The organism is Flavobacterium plurextorum, assembly GCF_002217395.1.
GTDB classification, from domain to species: domain Bacteria; phylum Bacteroidota; class Bacteroidia; order Flavobacteriales; family Flavobacteriaceae; genus Flavobacterium; species Flavobacterium plurextorum.
Genome location: NZ_MUHD01000016.1, coordinates 41699 through 61707, shown reverse-complemented (window position 1 = coordinate 61707; position 20009 = coordinate 41699). Strand labels below are relative to the sequence as shown.

Genomic DNA, 20009 nt, shown 5'->3' with positions numbered 1-20009 from the left:
CGTTCTTTAGTCCTTAGTAAACGGTATTACTTGTCCGTTAGCCAAAAGTATCATGTCAACTCCTGTTCTAGCTTCGTTAAATTTAAATTTTACTCCCGCACCAGTAGACTGAAATGAATCTTTTTCATTTTCAACTGCTGTTAAAGGAAATTTAGGATAATTAGTAATTTCAACATTTAAGGTATTACTTTTTTCGCTGAAAATAAGTTTTAATGGTGCTTTGCTTGTTGAGAAATTCCCTAAATAACTATCTAAAATTACATCTTTCTCAATTTTACCTTTTCCTGCTGTCCAAACATTGTTTGCATCGTTGTTATCTGGAAAAAGATGTTCTGGATCAAGTGTAATACTCTCAATTTCTTCTGTAGAGTTATGTTTAAAAGTCCACACGTTATTACGCTGCCAAACTTCGACAGGCAATTGTACTCTTGAAACTTTACCGCTTTTTGTTTTTACATCTAGAATAATAGGCATTGGCATTTTATCGAAGTTTTCAACGGTAATTGCAATTCCTTTTGAAGGATCGTTTTTAATGTATTTAACCGAATTAATTCCTTGATCGAATCTCCAGTTATTTACAAACCAGCTTCTCCAAAACCAGCTTAAATCTTCACCTGCCACATTTTCCATTGATCTAAAAAAGTCATCTGGCTGCGGATGTTTGTATGCCCAACGTTGGATATAAGTACGGAAAGCATTGTCAAAACGCTCTTTTCCTAAAACTTGCTCTCTTAAGATAATTAAAGCAGAACTTGGCTTAAAATAACATAACATACCAATATTTGCTTCTTTCATATTATCTGGAGAACTCATTACAGTTTCTAAATCCGCACGTGTAAATGATTCTGCTCTTTTATGAAAATCTGTTGGTTCTTCTTTATATTCACCATTATTAAATGCCGCTGTACTTAATGAATTTATAAAAGTATTAAATCCTTCATCCATCCAACCGAACAATCTTTCATTTGAACCAACAATCATCGGAAACCAAATATGTCCGAATTCATGATCTGTAACTCCCCATAAATCTTGTCCTTTCGATTCCCATCCGCAAAAAACAATTCCTGGATATTCCATTCCGCCCTCATTTCCTGCAACGTTTGTTGCTGCTGGATAAGGATATTCAAACCATTGTTTAGAATAATGTTCAATCGATGCTTTTACATATTCTGTCGAACGCCCGTAAGCACCTTGACCGGCACTTTCTACTGGATAAGCTGATAATGCTAAAGATTTTTTACCGCTTGGTAAATTAATCTTTGCTCCATCTAAAATAAAAGCAGGAGAAGATGCCCAAGAAAAATCACGAGCATTTTTAATTTGGAAATGCCATGTTTTTTCACCTGCTGCATTTTTATTTGCAGTTGCAGCAACTTCTTCGGCAGATCTAATGGTAACCGTTTTATCACTCAAAGACGCTTCTTTATAACGCTTAAACTGATCTGCTGGTAAAACTTCAGCTCCATTTAATAATTCTCCAGAACCTACAACATAATGATTAGCTGGCACGGTAAGTTTTACATCAAAATTTCCGTATTCTAAATAAAACTCAGAAGCTCCTAAATAAGGTGCAGTATTCCAGCCTTTTACATCATCATACACACACATACGAGGGTACCATTGTGCGATCGTGAAAATTTTACCATTTTTAGTTTCTAAAACTCCCATTCTATCTGATCCTTCAAAAGGAGAAATGAATGAAAACTCGATCTTAATTTTTACTGTTCCTCCTTTAGACGCTAAAGCTTCTGGAAGAAACACTTGCATTCTAGTGTCGGTAACTATATATTTCGCATCAACCGTCGTTGGTTTCTTACCTCCAGTAATGACCTTTACAGATTTTATTTTATTTCCCCCTTCAAAAACCTGACCTTGAGCACCGTTACGACTTCCCGTTAAAGGCACAACTGAATTTCCTCTAGAATCTTCTTTAAATAAGTTTTGATCTAAATTCAACCAAACAAATGATAATTTATCAGGGCTGTTGTTGGTATACGTGATTTCATCTGTACCAACAATTTCGTTTGTGATTCCGTTTAACTTTGCTGTTATTTGATAGTCAGCTCTATTTTGCCAGTATTCAACTCCAGGCTGCCCGCTTGCCGAACGGGTTGCAGTACCATTTTTAGTATAAAAATTTGGCCCAAATGCATCATGGTAATTGTAATTATTAACCGGATTTACTGCTGTTGTTGCCGGCGTTTGTTGCGCCCAAACAGAAGAAATCCCAACAAATAAAGCCATGGTTAGTAAGGCTTTTGAAGATTGTATTTTCATATTTTTTAGCTGTTTATGTAGCAAATTAATGAAAAAAAAAGCTATTTATCGAGAAAACTATATGCCTAAATTTAATTTTAGTAAAACTTTATCAAAAAAAATATTTTAAGGTTTTTTCTTAAAAAAACGAATTTTATAAAATACATTTACATCAAGATTAAGTTTAATTTTATTCAACATTATTCCATTGAACACAACCATCTCAAACTCAATACTTAAAGCTTCTATCAATCACGCGGGAGCAGAATTATTTTCATTAAAAAATAATCAAGAGAAAGAATACATATGGGAAGGCAACCCTAATTTTTGGGGCAAACACTCACCTATTCTTTTTCCAATTGTTGGAACATTAAAAAACAATACTTATACGATTGATCAAAAAGAATATCAGTTGTCAAGACATGGTTTCGCACGAGATATGGAATTTCAATTGATTGAAAAAACAGAGAACAGTGCAGTGTTTTCATTAGAATCAAACCCAGAGACTCTAAAAAAATATCCTTTCGAATTTGAATTACAACTTATTTATTCACTTGAAAAAACATCATTGAATATTGAATATATCGTAATTAATAAAAGCGACCGAAAAATGCCGTTCTCAATTGGCGCACATCCAGCAATTGCTTTGCCCGAAAATTTTGAGAACTATTCTTTTAAATTTGAAAAAGAAGAACTTTTAAAATTTAATCTTTTGGAGAATGATTTAATTTCTAATAAAACTGAGGTTTTAAAAACCTCTGATAATTTAGTTCGATTGAATTATAAACTTTTTGAAAATGATGCTTTAGTTTTCAAAACATTAGAATCGAATTCACTAACTATCCTCGAAAATGAAAAACCTTATATTGAGGTTGACTTTGAAGATTTTCCCAGTTTAGGAATCTGGACAAAAGATCAAGCACCATTTGTTTGTATTGAACCTTGGTTTGGTTATTCAGATACAGCCGAAAATTCTGGAGATTTATATCAAAAAGAAGGCATCTTACTTCTAGATACAGACCAAATATTTCACTCAAAATTCAGTATAAAAATTTTATAAAAAATGTTAGAATTTAACTTTCACCCTTTTCCTATAATTGAAACTGAACGTTTAGTTTTAAGAAGAGTTGCAAATGATGATGTTAATGAGGTTTTCGAATTACGATCGAATCCTGAAACAATGAAATACATTCCCCGACCTTTGGTAAAAAACCAAGAAGATGCACTTAACCACATCGCAATGATTGAGGAAAAAATCATTAATAATACAGGTATCAATTGGGGAATTTCATTTAAAGACAATCCAAAGCTTCTTGGAATCATAGGTTTTTACAGAATGCAGCCTGAAAACTATCGCGCTGAAATAGGTTATATTTTATTACCCGAATTTCACGGAAAAGGAATTGTTCCAGAAGCAGTTAATAGATTAATAAAATATGGTTTCGACGACTTAAAACTACATTCAATTGAGGCAGTTATTGATCCTGAAAATTACGCATCTGAAAAAGTACTTCAAAAATGCGGATTTGTTAAAGAAGCTCATTTGAGAGAATCTGAGTTTTACGATGGTAAATTCCTGGACAATGTAATATATTCATTATTAAACAAGTAAAGCAATGAATTTATTTTAACAATAATTACCCTTGTTAAAACCAAGCTTAGTTGCAATAGTAAAGTACTTGTTGCGTTATATTTGTGCCGAAAATAAATTAAGCCCTTTTGATCTTAAAAATTCCATGAAAAAAATACTCTTTTTAGCCGTTCTTCTCTTCTCGATTCAATCTCAAAGTCAAACTTTCATCAAATTCAATGGTGCAACAGCATTATTAGCTGTTCCAAATATTGGAGTAGAAACTAGTATTGGCGAGAAAACTACTTTTAGCTTTGATGTAATGGCTTCGTTTTGGGAATCATTCAATGGACATAGTCCAATGAAATTTTACACCTTTACACCTGAAGTTCGATACCATTTTAAAGAAAAATACAATGGTTTTTATGTAGGTGGTCATGCGGGTGCAGATATGTATGATATTCAAAAATGGAATTATTGGGATAGTAATCGATATGAGCACGGATTTGGTTACCGTTTTGGAGTTACTGTAGGATATAATATAAAATTAAGCGATAAGTTTTTACTAGATATTTTTGCAGGAGGCGGATGGCACCAAGGTTTTTATCATGGATATTATAATGATGGAACTCCAGGCAGATATGAAAAAGCAGAACACTGGAATAAAAGCGGCGAATGGCTTCCTTATCGTGGCGGCGTAATGATTTCTTATAAATTGTAATTAATTTAAAAGTTTAGGAAGTGTTTTTACATACAAATCTTCTACTTTTTTTCGAGCCCAATCTGTTTTTCTTAAAAAAGTAAGACTTGATTTTACACTAGGATTAGAACTGAAACATTTTATTGGAATCAATTCTGCTAACGTGTCAAATCCATAAAAATCTACTAGAATTTCTAGAATATTTTGAAGTGTAATACCGTGAAGCGGATCTTTAGATTTATTTTGCATTTCTATATAATATTTTAAAATAATAATAAAAAGACCGTACTTAAAAAAGTACGGTCTTTCTTTTTTACAAAATTAATGAATTGATTTAAAACAATTCAATATAATTAGAATACAAATTTAAATCCAACAGAAAGTGGAGTTGTTAAGTTTGGTGCACTTCCAGCTAATGCAGTATTGTAATAAGAATCAACATTTGCAACGTGAGCCAATCCAAAATTTGTTACAGTTGTTTTCTCTCCATTCTCTGGTTTTAGAGTTGTAGAAGTAAAGTTTGCTAAATCATAAGAAAACTCAACTGAGAAATTTTTTGTTACAAAATAATCAAAACCTCCTGATACAGATAGTCCAACTTGATTTACTTTTAAGTTACTTTCTTTTTCTTTCCCTGTAATAACCGGCAAAGCTAACTGTCCAAAGAAGTATAAAGATCCAGCTACATTCCAATATTTTCTTACTAAAGGCTGAATAACAAACAAGTTAGTATTCGCAGCGGTTTTAGCATCTGTTTCTGATTTAATATTAATGTAACCCAATCCTGCTCCAACGGCGATAGATGGTGTAACAAATGTTCCTACAATAGGCAGTACAGTAAGATTTGTGCCTTTTGTATCTCCACTTTTTGTTTGCTGATAACCAAATTGTGAGGTTGCAAACCAAGCTCCTTTTAACCCTTGACTAGCATCTTGTGCTTTTACTGATAATCCAAATAATACAATGGTTGCGATAGTTAAAATTTTCTTCATTTTTAATAATGTTTTTAAATTATGAAGCAAACTTATGAGTAAGTTTTTTCCTCAAAACTGATTAAAATCATTGTTTAAAAGAAATCTTTATTTATTTTAGATTGCATTAAAGTTTTTCAATTTTGTTTACATTTGCACTTATGTTAAAATCAGTCAATATACTTAATAAAAGAGCTAGGTTTGATTATGAAATAATCGATACTTATGTTGCGGGAATTGTCTTGACAGGAACCGAAATTAAATCTATCCGATTAGGAAAAGCTAATATTACAGAAAGCTTTTGCGAGTTTAATAACCTTGAACTTTTTGCTATCAATACTTACATTGAAGAATACTCTTTTGGGAATCAGTTTAATCATAAATCACGCAGTGAACGAAAACTTCTTTTAAATAAAAAGGAGCTAAAAACACTGCACAAAAGTGTTCAAGCAAAAGGTCTTACTATTGTACCTTTAAAATTATTTACCAATGAAAAAGGTCTTGCTAAACTGCAAATAGGTCTTTGCAAAGGAAAAAAGAATTACGACAAACGTGAATCGTTAAAAGAACAAGACACGAAACGCGATTTAGACCGTATTAAAAAAGCTTATAATTAAACGCTATTTTATTTTTAATCTGCTTTATTATTAATTTTTTATAGTTATTTTTACTACAAACAATATAACTATACCATATGAAAAAGCACTTAATTATGTTAATCGTTATTCTGTCACTTTCAAGCTGCGGCAGTAATACCTCTATTGTTAACAGTTGGAGAGATCCAAAGATAACAGTAGCTCAAGAACAATTTAAAAAAGTTTTAGTTGTTGCGTTGGTAAAAGATGAGGCCTCCAGAAGAGTTGCAGAAAACAGAATTGCAGCCAGTAATCCAATTTTTAAAACTTCTTATCAGTATTTAAATGAAACAACTAAACAGCTTTCGCAAGAACAAAAACTAAAAATTTTACAAGACGAACATTTTGATGGTGTTGTAACAATGCGATTGGTTAGTACTGAAAAAGAAACCAATTACGTTCCCGGAACTTACACTGGAATGTACTACGGTGGTTTTGACGGCTTATACACTGGAATGTATGGTTATGGTTTTGGAAATTGGTACGGAATGTATTCGCCAAATTTCTACGATCCAGGATATTATCAAGAAACAACCTCTTACATGGTCGAAACCAACATTTTTTCATTAAAAGAAAACAAGCTAATCTGGACAGGAACTACAAAGTCTGATTACGTTACAGATTTAGGACAAACAGTAGATGCGATTATGCAGACAGTTGTTAAAGAAATGAGAAAAGATGGTTCTCTTCCTCCAAAATAAAAGACACTTAAAAAAGCAACATCCAATTGTTGCTTTTTTTACGACTGAAAAAATGACTAATTTTGTCAAGACTTAAAATTTCATTTATATGAAATCACTTTTAAAAAATGCACGAGAACAAAAAGAATTAAAAACTCGTGAAGTTGCGCAACTTCTTGGTATTGATCAAGCTTTAATTAGCAAATTTGAATCTGGAACACGAAAACCTACAAAAGAACAAATTTCAAAACTAGCTGCTCTTTTAGAGATTGATTACGAAACCTTGATGATTGCGTGGTTAAAAGAAAAAATTCTTTATGAGATTGGCAGCGAAGAGTTCGCCTTGAAAGCTTTACTTTTAGCAGAACAAGAAATTCAGAACAATAACAAAAAACTAAATCCTGAAACTTTCCCATCTATAAAATCATTATTAGATGAAATTGAGACATTAAAAAATAAGATTTTATCTTTTCAGCACTTTGATCTGCATCGAATTTCTAAAATTTTGGAGCTTGAATTCATTTCAGAGATTAATAAAATGAATGGAAATTCTTTGACATTTCAGGAAACTAAAGCTGTAATAAATGAAGGTTTAATGATTCCCGGTAAAAATATGCAGGAACATCTTGAGGCCGTAAATCTTAATGATGCAATTGGATATATAAAAGATATAAACCAGAAGAAACTTCCAATATCAGAAAAAGATCTTCTTGCTGTTCATAATCTTATTTTTAGAGGAATTAAAATTGAAAACTCTGGAAAATATAAAGAGGAACCAATAATTATCAAGGAAATGAATTTATTTTTCAATTGGTATGAAACCAATAAAAATAACATGCATCCTTTACTATTAGCTACCGAAGCGCATCTTAAAATAATGTCAATCGGTCCTTTTGAAAATGGAAATATTCAAATTGCAAATCTTTTAATGAATTGGATTTTATTGAAAAGCGGTTTTGTTTTTGCCGTAATAAAAGGAAATGAAGAAGAAATAAACGATTATTTATCGACATTAGAATTCGCTCAAAATAAAAACGACAAATCATTATTCATCAATTATATCCTCCAAAAAGAAAAAGAAAACCTACTTCATGCCATAACATTAGTCCATTAAAAAAGTCCCGATTTAATCGGGACTTTTTACTAATTTTTATCTTCTAATAAAGGAACAAATCTAAACTCTCCAAATTCATGTTTTTCAAATTGAGTTTCGTTTTTTCTTATCAACAAGGTCATGATTTGAACATCTTCGCCTAACGGAATAACAAGTCTTCCTCCTATTTTTAATTGTGCCATTAATGGCTGTGGAATAAACGGTGCGCCTGCAGTAACAATAATACTATCAAAAGGAGCATAACTTGGCAGCCCTTTATAACCATCTCCAAAAGACAAGTGTTTAGGACGAATATTTAATTTTGGAAACAAATTGGAAGTTTTCTTAAACAATTCATTTTGTCTTTCTACACTAAAAACTTTAGCTCCCAGCATACACAAAACTGCCGTTTGATAACCAGAACCCGTTCCGATTTCTAAAATTTTATGTTCTTTTTTCACTTCCAATAACTGTGATTGAAAAGCAACGGTGTAAGGCTGTGAAATGGTTTGTCCTGCGCCTATAGGAAATGCCACATCTTGATAGGCATAATCTTCAAAACTTGAATTAAGAAAAAGATGTCTTGGAATTTTTTTTATCGCCTCTAAGACCGCTCTATCAGTAATTCCTTTTTGTTCTAAAGTGCTTACTAATTGATTACGAAGTCCTTGATGTTTGGCAGTGTCTTTCAAAATGGGTGGGTTTTATTTTGGCAAAAATAAGAAAACAAATCATCAAATATCAAGTACTTTTTAATCATTTAATTTCTATTTTTGATTTATTCTCTAACTCAAATGAATTCTAATATTTTATGAAAAAAAAACATACTTGTTTTATCTCTAATTTTTTCAATTTTGGGCTTTATTAGGTCTTTTTTTTTCGTTTTTTATGATTTTGACGATGTAACAGAGTTTATAAATCTTTCCTTATTTAGCAGTCAGGCGTATTATTATACAGGATTAGAAATTTACATTCCTAGATACTTAATTCATGGAAATTCTGTGGGCAGCAGTACTTCTCTGGATCTTCTAAACTTTTTTTTCTTTCTTACTTTTCTTTCAGGAACTCTTATTTATTATTTTTCAAAGTATAAAGAAACCAAATTATTAGCATTTAATTACAGCTTAATATTTTTAAATTCAATACTGCGAATAATCACTTTTCTACTTTATATAAATATTGAAAAACTAAGCTTTTACAATATTCTATTTTTAGTAATTTTTGTATTATATACTTTTATCTCATATTATATTATCACCAAACATTTAAATCCTATTAATGAAAATATTGTTAATGATGATAATTCTATTATAGAAAATCATCTTGAAAACGCATCAAATTATAAGCGTTTTTTAAACTTTGTGATTGATTCATTTATTATTGCCAGTATTACCTTTGCGTATATAGCTTACGCAGAACAAAACATTCAGTCAGCGACTTTTTTCAGCCATTTTAAAAGTACTTTCGGATATAATTTTGGTGTGCTGATTTTCTTTTCTGTAATTAAATTCATTTACTATTTTATCTTTGAATCTATCTTTAAAACTACGCCCGCAAAATTTCTAACAGCATGTTATGTAACCGATGAAGAAGGAAACTCACCTGTCTTTTCAATGATTCTAAAACGAACAATACTGCGATTTATTCCTTTTGAAAGCTTGTCGTTTTTAATGTCAAAAAATCTACATGATGATTACTCAAATACCTATGTTATAAATAAAAAGAGAGATTTTAAAATAGAGAAAAGATATTTACAAGTTTTATCCCTTAGTTTTCTGACAATACTCGTAATCTACTTTTATCATATATTTAGAAGAAATCATTTTTAAATGTTAAAAAACAGGAAATTGTATTTACAAATGTTTTTTTCTAAATATTAAATCGCTAAATCTTTATTGCATTAACTTTCACTTTAAACAAATAAATTATATTTTTGTTTAAAATACATTCTCATGTTAAAAGTAGGAGTTTTAGGTGCTGGTCATCTTGGTAAAATACATTTACGCTTATTACAACAATCTGACAAATACGAATTAGTTGGATTTTACGACGAAAATCAAGAAAATGCCGAAAGAATTTCAAAAGAATTTGGCTATACAAACTTCAGTACAATTGCAAAACTTATACACGCTGTCGATGTTATCGATATCGTAACACCAACACTTTCGCACTATAAATGTGCAAAAGTGGCAATAAAATCTGGTAAACATATCTTTATTGAAAAACCAATTGCCAATACTGTAGAAGAAGCTGAAGAAATTATTGCTTTAGCCAAAGAATACAATGTAAAAGGGCAAGTTGGGCACGTAGAGCGTTTTAATCCCGCTTTTATTGCTACAAAAGGAATGATCGAAAATCCGATGTTTATAGAAACACATCGTTTGGCCGAGTTTAATCCTCGCGGTACAGATGTTCCTGTAGTTTTGGATTTAATGATTCATGACATTGATGCTATTCTAAGCGTTGTCAATTCGAAAGTAAAAGATATTCATGCAAGCGGTGTTTCTGTAATCAGTGACACTCCGGATATTGCAAATGCCAGAATTGAATTTGAAAATGGCTGTGTTGCAAACTTAACGGCAAGCCGAATTTCAATGAAAAACATGCGTAAAACGCGTTTTTTCCAAAAAGATGCTTATATCTCAGTTGACTTTTTAGAAAAAAAATGCGAAGTAGTCCGCATGAAAGATGCACCAGAAGTCCCAGGAGATTTTGATATGATCTTACAAAATGCCGAAGGTGTAAAAAAACAAATCTATTTTACAAATCCAGATGTTGAACAGAACAACGCAATTCTAGATGAGTTAGAATCATTTGCAAATGCGATCAAAACAGATACAACTCCAGTGGTAACGCTTGAACAAGCAACTGATGCTTTGCGTGTAGCGTACCAAATAATCGATTGTTTCGATAAATAAAATAGTAAATAAATTTTAAAACTTAAATTAGCCACGTAATTTGCTTCAAATAGTGAATTCGTGGCTAAAATCATAAATATAATATCAAAATTCAAATGAAAACGATAGCTGTAATTGGTGCTGGAACTATGGGTAACGGAATCGCTCATACTTTTGCACAGAGTGGTTTTGTTGTAAAACTAATTGATGTTTCAGAAAAATCATTAGATAAAGGAATGGCAACTATTGCGGCCAATTTAGATCGTATGCTTGCTAAAGGTTCAATAACTCAAGAAGACGTTGCAAAAACCATTACTAATATTATTACTTATACTGACATTAAGGATGGAGTTGTTGGTGCTGATTTAGTGGTTGAAGCTGCTACAGAAAATGTAGAATTAAAACTTAACATTTTCAAACAGTTAAATGAAGCTTGCTCTCACAATACCATTTTAGCAACGAACACTTCTTCTATTTCAATTACACAAATTGGCTCTGTTGTAGCACATCCTGAACGTGTTATTGGAATGCATTTTATGAATCCTGTGCCTATTATGAAATTAGTCGAAATCATTCGTGGATACAATACGAGTGATGAAGTTACTAAAATCATCATGGATTTATCTGTAAAACTGGGAAAAACTCCTGTTGAAGTAAATGATTACCCTGGTTTTGTTGCTAACAGAATTTTAATGCCAATGCTAAACGAAGCAATTGAAACGTTGTATAATAAAGTTGCGGGAGTTTATGAAATTGATACTGTAATGAAATTAGGAATGGGACATCCAATGGGACCACTTCAATTAGCTGATTTTATTGGTCTTGATGTTTGTCTTGCTATCTTAAACGTAATGTACGAAGGCTTCAAAAATCCAAAATATGCACCTTGTCCATTATTAGTGAATATGGTTAGAGCAGGAAAATTAGGAGTGAAATCTGGTGAAGGTTTTTACGATTACAGCGAAAGCAAAAAAGCAGAGAAAATCTCTAAGCAGTTTTTATAAAAAAGAATTATCATGTCGATTCAATCGAATTTAAATACAATCAAAGAAAGCTTACCTGAACATGTAACTCTAGTTGCTGTTTCAAAAACAAAACCTGTTTCAGATTTGATGCAGGCTTATGAAGCTGGACAGCGCATTTTTGGAGAAAACAAAATTCAGGAAATGACTGATAAGTGGGAAGAAATGCCTAAAGATATTCAATGGCATATGATTGGTCATGTTCAGTCTAATAAAGTTAAATTCATGGCGCCTTATGTGAGTTTGATTCATGGTGTCGACAGTTTGAAATTATTGCAGGAAATCAACAAACAAGCTTTAAAAAACAATAGAATTATAGACTGCCTTCTTCAAATATACATAGCCGAAGAAGAATCTAAATTTGGTTTAGATGAAGATGAATTAAATGAACTTTTAGCATCTTCAGGATTTAAGGAATTAGAAAATATCCGAATTTTAGGATTGATGGGAATGGCTACTTTTACAGAAGATCAAAATCAAGTAAAAAAGGAATTCACCCATTTGAAATCAATTTTTGATTCATTAGAAAAAAATGACGCATATGGTAAAGGCGCACTGCAGTGCGTCTCTACAATCTCAATGGGAATGTCGGGCGATTACCAACTTGCGATCGAATGCGGCAGTACGATGGTACGTATAGGAAGCAGCATTTTTGGAGGAAGATAAAAAAGACTAAAAAAAACAATAATTCTTAACTAAGAAAGAACAAACGAATTAAACACAAATAAATGAAATCGATCATTTTACGAGAAATAAAATCTTTTTTCGGCTCACCTATCGGCTATTTGGTCATCGCAATTTTCCTGATAAGCAACGGCCTTTTTTTATGGGTTTTCGAAGGAGATTACAATATCTTAAATACTGGTTATACTGATCTGACTCCGTTTTTCACTTTAACTCCATGGATTTTAATTTTCTTGATTCCAGCCATTACAATGAGAAGTTTCTCTGACGAAAAAAAACAAGGAACACTAGAATTACTTTTAACTAAACCGCTATCGATTTGGCAGATTGTAAACGGAAAATTCTTTGGTTCTTTAATTCTTATTATTCTGGCAATCATCCCTACTTTTATTTATGTAAAAGTAATTTCAAGCTTAGGTTCTCCAGAAGGAAATATTGATATGGGAAGCACAATTGGTTCTTATTTTGGATTACTATTTTTAATAGCTTCTTATTCTGCAATTGGAATCTTTACTTCTACCCTTTCAGAAAATCAAATCGTTGCATTTATCATTGCCGTTTTTTTATGTTTTTTCTTCTATTTTGGATTTCAAGGCTTAGCAGGATTACTTCCTGGTTCTTCAAGCATCATTGCTGCATTTGGTATGCAGGATCATTTTAAAAGTATAAGCCGAGGCGTTATTGATACTCGTGATGTTATTTATTTTTTAAGCATCACAATACTATTTTTATCCTTTACCGTTTACCAATTAAAATCATTTAAAGCGTAATGAAGCCATATACTCAAAAAAACCTCAAAGCGTTAGGCATTACAATTTTTGTTTTAATTGTTTTAAATGTTCTCGGAAGCTTATTTTTTAACCGTTTCGATTTAACTAAAGACAAAAGATACACTTTATCTGAGACCTCTTTGCAAATTGTAAAACAGGTTAAAAATCCATTATCTATTAAGATTTATATGCAGGGAGATCTTCCTGCAGATTTTCGTCGTTTACAACAAGAAACTAAACAGTTACTAGAGGAATTTCAAGCTTACAATAACAATATTGTTTTTGAATTTGTTAATCCAATGGAAAACGAAGAAGAAAGCATGGACGTTGTAAAATCGCTTTACCAAAAAGGTCTTACGCCAATAAACATTACTGTTGATGACAAAGGAAAACAATCTCAAGCGATGGTTTTTCCTTGGGCAATTGCAGTTTACAACAATAAAGAAGTCAACATTCCTTTATTAAAAAATATAATGGGAGCTTCAACTACTCAAAAAGTAATTGGTTCTATCCAGCATTTAGAATATTCGATTGCCGATGCAATTAATAAAATCACTAAAGACAGACAGAAAAAAGTTGCCATTATTAAAGGAAACGGTGAATTATCTGAAATTCATATTGGCAAATTACTGAGACAAATTAAAGAAAGTTATTACATTGGTCCTTTTACTTTAGACTCTGTTGCTAAAGATCCAAACGGAACATTAGCTGCCCTTAAAAAGTATGATTTAGCGATAATCTCAAAACCAACTGAAAGATTTTCAGATGAAGAAAAGCAGGTTTTAGATCAATTTATCATAAACGGTGGAAAAACGATATGGCTTATTGATCAAGTTGCTGCAGACATGGATAGTTTATACAATCAATCCGGCGCAATTTTAGCTTATCCGAGAGATCTGAATTTAAATGATATGTTCTTTAAATACGGATTTAGAATTAATCCTGATTTGGTAAAAGATGAACAAGGAAGTCCAATAAAACTGGCGACAGGAGAACAAGGAAGTGCAACGCAGTATCAAGATTTTATCTGGAAATTTGCTCCGCTTGTTCGCCCTAACACCGAACATCCAATTGTAAAACATTTGGGAGGTATAAAATTTGATTTTGCCAGTCCAATTGATACTTTGAAAAACGGAATTAAAAAGACTATTTTATTGCAATCTTCTCAATATTCAAGACAAATTGGTTCTCCAGCTGAAGTTAATCTGAACGTTGTTGCCGAAAAAACATCTCCGCAAGATTATATCAATAAAGGATACTTAAACTTGTCTGTTTTACTTGAAGGAAATTTCCATTCCGCTTTTGAAAATCGTGTTTTACCATTCAAAGAAGACTCATTTCAGTCGAAAGGAAAGCCAACCAAAATGATTGTTATTTCTGATGGAGATTTGGCAAGAAATCAATTGGACAAAAACATGATGCCGGTTGAATTAGGTTATGATCAAAGAACTGGGAATCTTTATGACAACAAAGATTTTATGATGAATTGTATTAATTATCTGCTGGACGATACTGGACTTATTAACATTAGAAGCAAAGATGTTGAACTGCCTTTATTGGATAAAGAAAAAGTTTATGAAAATTATACCACAACACAATTCATAACTATCGGACTTCCAATTCTAATTTTACTGGTTTTTGGACTTATATTTACATTTATAAGAAAAAGAAAATACAGTAAATAGATGTTGATAAAAAAATTGGAAAACTAAGAATGTTTACGATATATTTGTAATCTGTATCTTCAGCATATCAATGCTGATGAATACTTCAAAAAATAAAACAAAAGACGATGAAATTTATAGTATCGAGTTCGTACTTATTAAAACAATTACAAGTTTTAGGCAGTGTTATTAACAGCAATAATACACTTCCTATTTTAGATAACTTTTTATTTGAACTAGACAATAATGAGTTGACAGTTTCAGCATCAGATCTTGAAACGACAATGTCAGCTACATTAACAATCGATTCTACAAGTAAAGGAAGTGTTGCAGTACCTGCAAAACTTTTACTTGAAATTTTAAAAACATTTCCTGAACAGCCTTTAACTTTTACAGTTGAAGATAATAATACGGTTGAGATCAGCTCTAACTCAGGAAAATATGCTTTAGCATATGCTGCTGGAGAAGAATTTCCTAAATCTGTAAATCTTGAAGAGCCTTCAGTAACTTTAGTTCCTGCTGATGTTTTAGCAACTGCTGTAAGTAAAACTATTTTTGCTGCTGGAAATGATGATTTACGTCCTGTAATGTCTGGAGTTTTCTTCCAGTTTTCGCCAGAAGGATTGACTTTTGTTGCTACAGATGCTCACAAACTTGTAAAATATGCACGTACAGATGTAAAAGCATCTCAAGTGGCAGATTTTATTATGCCTAAGAAACCTTTAAATATTTTAAAAAGTATTTTAGGAGCTTCTGATGCTGAAGTAAAAATTGAATACAACGATTCAAATGCAACTTTCTCATTTGACAATTATATTTTAACATGCCGTTTAATTGATGGAAAATACCCTAATTATGAAGCGGTAATTCCTAAAGAGAATCCAAACAAATTAATGATCGATCGTTCATTATTTTTAAGCTCTGTTAAGCGTGTTGCGATTTTCTCAAATAAAACGACGCACCAAATTCGTTTAAAAATTGCTGGAGCTGAATTAAATGTTTCTGCAGAAGATATAGATTACTCAAATAAAGCTGAAGAAAGATTGACTTGTGATTATCAAGGAGATGATCTTCAAATTGGTTTTAACTCGCGTTTTTTAACTGAAATGCTTACTAACTTACAATCAGACATGATTATGTTAGAAATGTCATTACCTAACAGAGCTGGAATCCTTACTCCAGTTGATGGTTTAGAAGAAGGCGAAACAGTTACTATGCTGGTAATGCCTGTAATGTTAAATAGTTAACATCAAAACTTCTTTTTGTTACAAGGATTTTTTTTAATTTCAAATTAAAGCCATATCATTGTAAAAAAAAATAATATCGCTATTAACCAACCATTTTTTATACCTAGAAACCGCAATTCTTTTTGAGAGTTGCGGTTTTTTAGTTTTAAAATATTTTCTATTCAAATTTCACTTTACTAGATTGTATTGATTTAACCGCAAAGCACGCAAAATTTTGTAAAAAACTTAGCGATTCTTTGCGCAAATCTTTGCGTGCTTTACGGTTAAATTTCATCCTTAACTTAAAAACCGAATCTTGAAACAAATATTTCTTATTTTTGTAATATGAAAATAGAAATTTGGTCGGACATCATGTGTCCGTTTTGTTATATCGGAAAAAGGCAATTGGAAACGGCTTTAGAACAGTTTCCTAATGACGAAATTGAAATTGAGTGGAAAAGCTTTCAGCTTGATCCAACAATTGAACCACAATCTGGTAAAGATGTTTACTCTTTTCTAGCGGAACGAAAAGGTATTTCTGTAGAACAATCTATAGAAATGCATAAAGGTGTCGTAGAGCGAGCTAAAAGTGTTGGTTTAGATTATCATTTTGATAAAGCAATTATCTCAAACTCTCTAACAGCGCATAGAATTATTCATTTAGCAAAAAAGAATAATCTTGGCGACGAGATGGAAGAAATTTTCTTCAAGGCTTATTTTACAGAAGGACGAGATTTAAATGATGCTCAAACTCTAATCGAATTAGGAACAAAAGCAGGTTTAAACTCAGAAGAAGTTAAAGAGGTTGTTGAAAATGAAAATCTTTATTTAAACGATGTTCATTCTGATATTCACGAAGCCAATCAAATTGGTGTACAAGGAGTTCCGTTTTTTGTTTTTGATAGAAAATATGCTGTTTCTGGCGCACAACCGGTTGAAGCTTTTGTTCAAACCATTAAAGAAGGGCTTAAATAATGATTTTAGATTTTTTATTTTAGAATGTAGATTTTAGATTATTTCCCATATGGTAAAGTTGCGCTCTTCGACTTCGTTCAGAGCAGCAAAATCTAAAATCTACATTCTAAAATCTAAAATTAAATAACTCCCATTTTCTGCATTAAGAAAGTAGCACTTTTATTTTTGCAAATTCCAGAGCGAAGTTTATAATCAAAATGAAGTTCGTTATTTTTAATTTCAACTTCAAAACATTGATTTGTTAAAATCTCTGGATATTCATTTGTTGTTAAACAAACCTCAATATCGTGTGTCGCAATTGCACCAATTGCTTTTCTAGCAATTACTTTCTTCACTACCTCGATAGTTCCATTTCGTTTATCATCAGAGTTTGTTCCTCTTAAAATTTCATCGAGCAATACAAATGCAGGACGTTCTTCTAAAGCGTCCATAATTTGTTTTAAACGCTTAATTTCGGCAAAAAAGTACGATTCACTGTCTGCTAAAGAATCCGACAATCGCATTGAAACTAAAACTGGAAGTGGATGAATATTGGCCTTTGAAGCACAAACAACTGAACCAATTCCGCCAAGAACCATATTAATTCCTAAACTTCTCAAAAAAGTACTTTTTCCAGACATATTTGACCCTGTTAAAATCATAAATGATTCAGGATAAAAGTGCGTGTCATTCCCTACTCTGCTTATCGGATTTAATAATGGATGACTTAGATTTTCGAAACCTATTTTGTATTCCGTATTAATTTCAGGATACACAAAGTCTGGATTATTATGTCCTAAATTTGCTAAGCTGTTCAAAGCTTCAAATTCTCCAATAATCGAAATCCATTTTTCAAGTTCTTCAGAATAATTTTCTTTCCATTTTAAAAGCGATCTTAAAACATGAAGATTAAATAAAAAGGTACCATTAAAAACAATTGCGGTCACCAAATTATTAATTGTATCCATTCTTGAAAACAATTCAGATAACTGTTTTAAATGTGTACTGGCAGTCGCATTTTTAAAAATCAACTGTTTCTGCAAATCGATTAATTTCTTAGATTGAAAAGTCTCTTTTTCTATTTTTTCAACTAATAAACTATATTGTTTTATGATTTTATCAACGTTATCGGCTTTAGCAATTTCTGAATGAATTCGCTTGAAAGATTTTCCCATAACCATCATATTGAATATAAAAATATAGGTCAAATAGGACAACAAAATGATTTTAGACGTAATAAAATACGCAATCAAAAAGCCGAAAAAAAGAGTTGGAAGAATAACTGAAAGTGCAATTAAAACTTTAGGTAAAGTATTATTTTTAAATGAATTCCAATGAAGTAATGATTCATAAGAACTTTTAGAATCGTTGCTGACGATTGCTAAAGCATGAAATTCCTGACGCCAATCGATCTTTTTATTTAATTCATGAATTGCCTCCTGATTTTCAAGAATTGTTTCATTAGGGAACAGAACTAATAATTTTTCTGCTAATGTTTTCTTACCAATAAAAGTAGCAGTTCGGTTTAAGTTTTGAAATAACGAATGATCTCCAAAAACATCTAAATCGTAAGCATACGGATGATGAAAATCATTGAATTCGATTCCGTTTTCGAAAGGAAGCTTCTCTCTTTTTAAAAAAGAAATTTCATTTTCATTGATCTTTAATAATGCTTTTGTAAGCTCTTTTTTAAAGGATAATTTAGAATGGATTCTCATTAAAATAAGAAAACCAACAAAAGATAAAAAAGCAAAACCAACATAAAATAATTGATTTGTTTTGATGTAATAAAACAACATAAACAAGCATAAAAAAACGCTTAACAGTCTTAAAATACTGATGCTGTTGTATCTTTTATTGATTTTATTAAAAACTTTTGTGAAGTGTTCAACTTTATTCTGATATAATTCCATCTTTAATGTTTAATGAAATACAAATATAGGTTTTACACTTACAAAAAGCTTGAGTTTAAGAACGAATTCAATTTTCGTGCATTATCAAAACAGGTATAGAAACTTCTTTTGTAATTTTTTTACTAAAACTAGATTCAAAAATCGATTCAAAAAAAGATCTCTTGTGCGTGATAGTTGTCAGAATATCAATGTCTTTATAAAGAATAAAATCAAGAATAGTTTCTTTTATTTCGTCACTTGGCAGCACTAAAAATTCTACATTCTCAGCTGCAAATTCTTTTTCCCATTCTTTAATAGTTGCATCAGCAACATCGGTATCAGATGATCTTACATATAAGCTTTTTACTTTTGCATCTGTTTTCTTTGCAATTTTCAAAATCTTTTTAAGTACTTCTTTGTCTTTCTCACGATAACGGGTTGTAAAACCAATTGTTTTGATTTTCTTAAACTTAGCATCGGCAGGAATACACAAAACCGGCACATCAACTCCTGAAATTACAGAATTAGTATTTGATCCTGTAAAGAATTTTGTCCAGTCAGAAGCGCCGCTTGTTCCCATTATCACAAAATCTATCTGATCTTCTTCTACTGCATTTTTGAGATTGTAGATTAAATCGCCATCCATTAAACGGTGTTTAATAACAATATCTTCTAAATTTCGTTCTGCTGCAATAGCGCGAAGCTTCGGAATTTCATCTTTAAACATTTCGAACTTTGCCAATTCTATCGAACTATAAATCGAGGCATAATTCTCTGGAAAGAACTGGCTGTCATAAACCGGAATCTCAAATGTATGAAGCAAAACAAGCTCGGCTTTGACAATCTTAGCAAATTCTAAAGCGTGTACAAACGCATTTGTTGCTGCTTCAGAAAAATCCGTGGGAAATAATATCTTTTTCATTTTATTTGAGTTTTATAGGTTTGTTACTCAAATTTAAACATTATAAAAACAAAAAGGCCTGATAATTATCAGG

20 protein-coding genes are annotated in these 20009 nt (G+C 31.4%); 14 read left to right on the top strand and 6 right to left on the bottom strand.

Annotated elements, in window-relative coordinates; all coding sequences use genetic code 11:
• Positions 1–6 precede the first annotated feature (6 nt).
• Positions 7–2277: a M1 family metallopeptidase gene (locus tag B0A81_RS08950; protein WP_089057706.1), complete on the bottom strand. Its 2271-nt coding sequence runs from the start codon at positions 2275–2277 to the stop codon at positions 7–9.
• A 187-nt stretch (positions 2278–2464) separates the two neighbouring features.
• Here B0A81_RS08950 and B0A81_RS08945 point away from each other — a divergent pair, with 187 nt between their 5' ends.
• From B0A81_RS08945 to B0A81_RS08935, 3 genes are all read left to right on the top strand, one after another.
• Positions 2465–3316 carry an aldose 1-epimerase family protein gene (locus B0A81_RS08945; protein ID WP_089057705.1) on the top strand — a complete coding sequence of 284 codons (852 nt, stop codon included), beginning with the start codon at positions 2465–2467 and terminating at the stop codon, positions 3314–3316.
• A 3-nt stretch (positions 3317–3319) separates the two neighbouring features.
• Positions 3320–3868, top strand: a complete 549-nt coding sequence (locus B0A81_RS08940) for a GNAT family N-acetyltransferase (protein ID WP_089057704.1) — start codon at positions 3320–3322, stop codon at positions 3866–3868.
• A gap of 124 nt (positions 3869–3992) precedes the next feature.
• The gene (locus B0A81_RS08935) at positions 3993–4547 is read left to right on the top strand and encodes a DUF3575 domain-containing protein (RefSeq protein ID WP_089057918.1); all 555 of its coding nucleotides are present in this window, start codon (positions 3993–3995) and stop codon (positions 4545–4547) included.
• Here B0A81_RS08935 and B0A81_RS08930 read toward each other — a convergent pair whose 3' ends face one another.
• Together B0A81_RS08930 and B0A81_RS08925 are read right to left on the bottom strand one after the other, a co-directional pair.
• Positions 4548–4775: a VF530 family protein gene (locus B0A81_RS08930; protein ID WP_089057703.1), complete on the bottom strand. Its 228-nt coding sequence runs from the start codon at positions 4773–4775 to the stop codon at positions 4548–4550.
• Between the two features lie 104 nt (positions 4776–4879).
• Positions 4880–5518 carry an outer membrane beta-barrel protein gene (locus B0A81_RS08925; RefSeq protein ID WP_089057702.1) on the bottom strand — a complete coding sequence of 213 codons (639 nt, stop codon included), beginning with the start codon at positions 5516–5518 and terminating at the stop codon, positions 4880–4882.
• Between the two features lie 140 nt (positions 5519–5658).
• Here B0A81_RS08925 and smpB point away from each other — a divergent pair, with 140 nt between their 5' ends.
• The 3 genes from smpB (at position 5659) to B0A81_RS08910 (ending at position 7926) form a co-directional block, all read left to right on the top strand.
• Positions 5659–6114: an SsrA-binding protein SmpB gene (gene smpB, locus B0A81_RS08920; protein ID WP_089055825.1), complete on the top strand. Its 456-nt coding sequence runs from the start codon at positions 5659–5661 to the stop codon at positions 6112–6114.
• Positions 6115–6191: 77 nt separating this feature from the next.
• Positions 6192–6833, top strand: coding sequence for a DUF4136 domain-containing protein (locus tag B0A81_RS08915; protein ID WP_089057701.1), 642 nt, complete (start codon positions 6192–6194; stop codon positions 6831–6833).
• Positions 6834–6921: 88 nt separating this feature from the next.
• Positions 6922–7926 (top strand): helix-turn-helix domain-containing protein, encoded by a 1005-nt coding sequence (locus B0A81_RS08910; RefSeq protein WP_089057700.1) that lies wholly within the window; start codon positions 6922–6924, stop codon positions 7924–7926.
• Between the two features lie 29 nt (positions 7927–7955).
• Here the strand turns inward: B0A81_RS08910 and B0A81_RS08905 are convergent, their stop codons facing one another.
• A complete protein-coding gene (locus B0A81_RS08905) occupies positions 7956–8597 on the bottom strand; it encodes a protein-L-isoaspartate(D-aspartate) O-methyltransferase (RefSeq protein ID WP_089057699.1) in 642 nt (213 codons plus the stop codon).
• 162 nt (positions 8598–8759) lie between these two features.
• Here B0A81_RS08905 and B0A81_RS08900 point away from each other — a divergent pair, with 162 nt between their 5' ends.
• From B0A81_RS08900 to B0A81_RS08865, 8 genes are all read left to right on the top strand, one after another.
• Positions 8760–9734: an RDD family protein gene (locus tag B0A81_RS08900; protein WP_165768049.1), complete on the top strand. Its 975-nt coding sequence runs from the start codon at positions 8760–8762 to the stop codon at positions 9732–9734.
• Positions 9735–9857: 123 nt separating this feature from the next.
• A complete protein-coding gene (locus B0A81_RS08895) occupies positions 9858–10823 on the top strand; it encodes a Gfo/Idh/MocA family protein (protein WP_089057697.1) in 966 nt (321 codons plus the stop codon).
• 95 nt (positions 10824–10918) lie between these two features.
• Positions 10919–11806: a 3-hydroxyacyl-CoA dehydrogenase family protein gene (locus tag B0A81_RS08890; protein WP_089055830.1), complete on the top strand. Its 888-nt coding sequence runs from the start codon at positions 10919–10921 to the stop codon at positions 11804–11806.
• Positions 11807–11818: 12 nt separating this feature from the next.
• Entirely contained in the window at positions 11819–12490 is a 672-nt protein-coding gene (locus B0A81_RS08885; protein WP_089057696.1) for a YggS family pyridoxal phosphate-dependent enzyme, read from the top strand.
• A gap of 62 nt (positions 12491–12552) precedes the next feature.
• A complete protein-coding gene (gldF, locus tag B0A81_RS08880; RefSeq protein ID WP_089057695.1) occupies positions 12553–13278 on the top strand; it encodes a gliding motility-associated ABC transporter permease subunit GldF in 726 nt (241 codons plus the stop codon).
• Complete coding sequence (gene gldG, locus B0A81_RS08875; RefSeq protein ID WP_089057694.1) at positions 13278–14963, top strand: gliding motility-associated ABC transporter substrate-binding protein GldG; 1686 nt, start codon at positions 13278–13280, stop codon at positions 14961–14963. Before gldF ends, gldG begins: the two co-directional genes overlap by 1 nt.
• A 107-nt stretch (positions 14964–15070) precedes the next feature.
• Positions 15071–16189 (top strand): DNA polymerase III subunit beta, encoded by a 1119-nt coding sequence (gene dnaN, locus B0A81_RS08870; RefSeq protein ID WP_089055834.1) that lies wholly within the window; start codon positions 15071–15073, stop codon positions 16187–16189.
• 324 nt (positions 16190–16513) lie between these two features.
• Entirely contained in the window at positions 16514–17143 is a 630-nt protein-coding gene (locus B0A81_RS08865; RefSeq protein ID WP_089057693.1) for a DsbA family oxidoreductase, read from the top strand.
• A 119-nt stretch (positions 17144–17262) separates the two neighbouring features.
• Here the strand turns inward: B0A81_RS08865 and B0A81_RS08860 are convergent, their stop codons facing one another.
• Both B0A81_RS08860 and B0A81_RS08855 read right to left on the bottom strand, forming a co-directional pair.
• Positions 17263–19035, bottom strand: coding sequence for a MutS-related protein (locus tag B0A81_RS08860; protein WP_089057692.1), 1773 nt, complete (start codon positions 19033–19035; stop codon positions 17263–17265).
• A gap of 67 nt (positions 19036–19102) precedes the next feature.
• Positions 19103–19936, bottom strand: a complete 834-nt coding sequence (locus B0A81_RS08855) for a universal stress protein (RefSeq protein ID WP_089057691.1) — start codon at positions 19934–19936, stop codon at positions 19103–19105.
• Between the last annotated feature and the right edge of the window lie 73 nt (positions 19937–20009).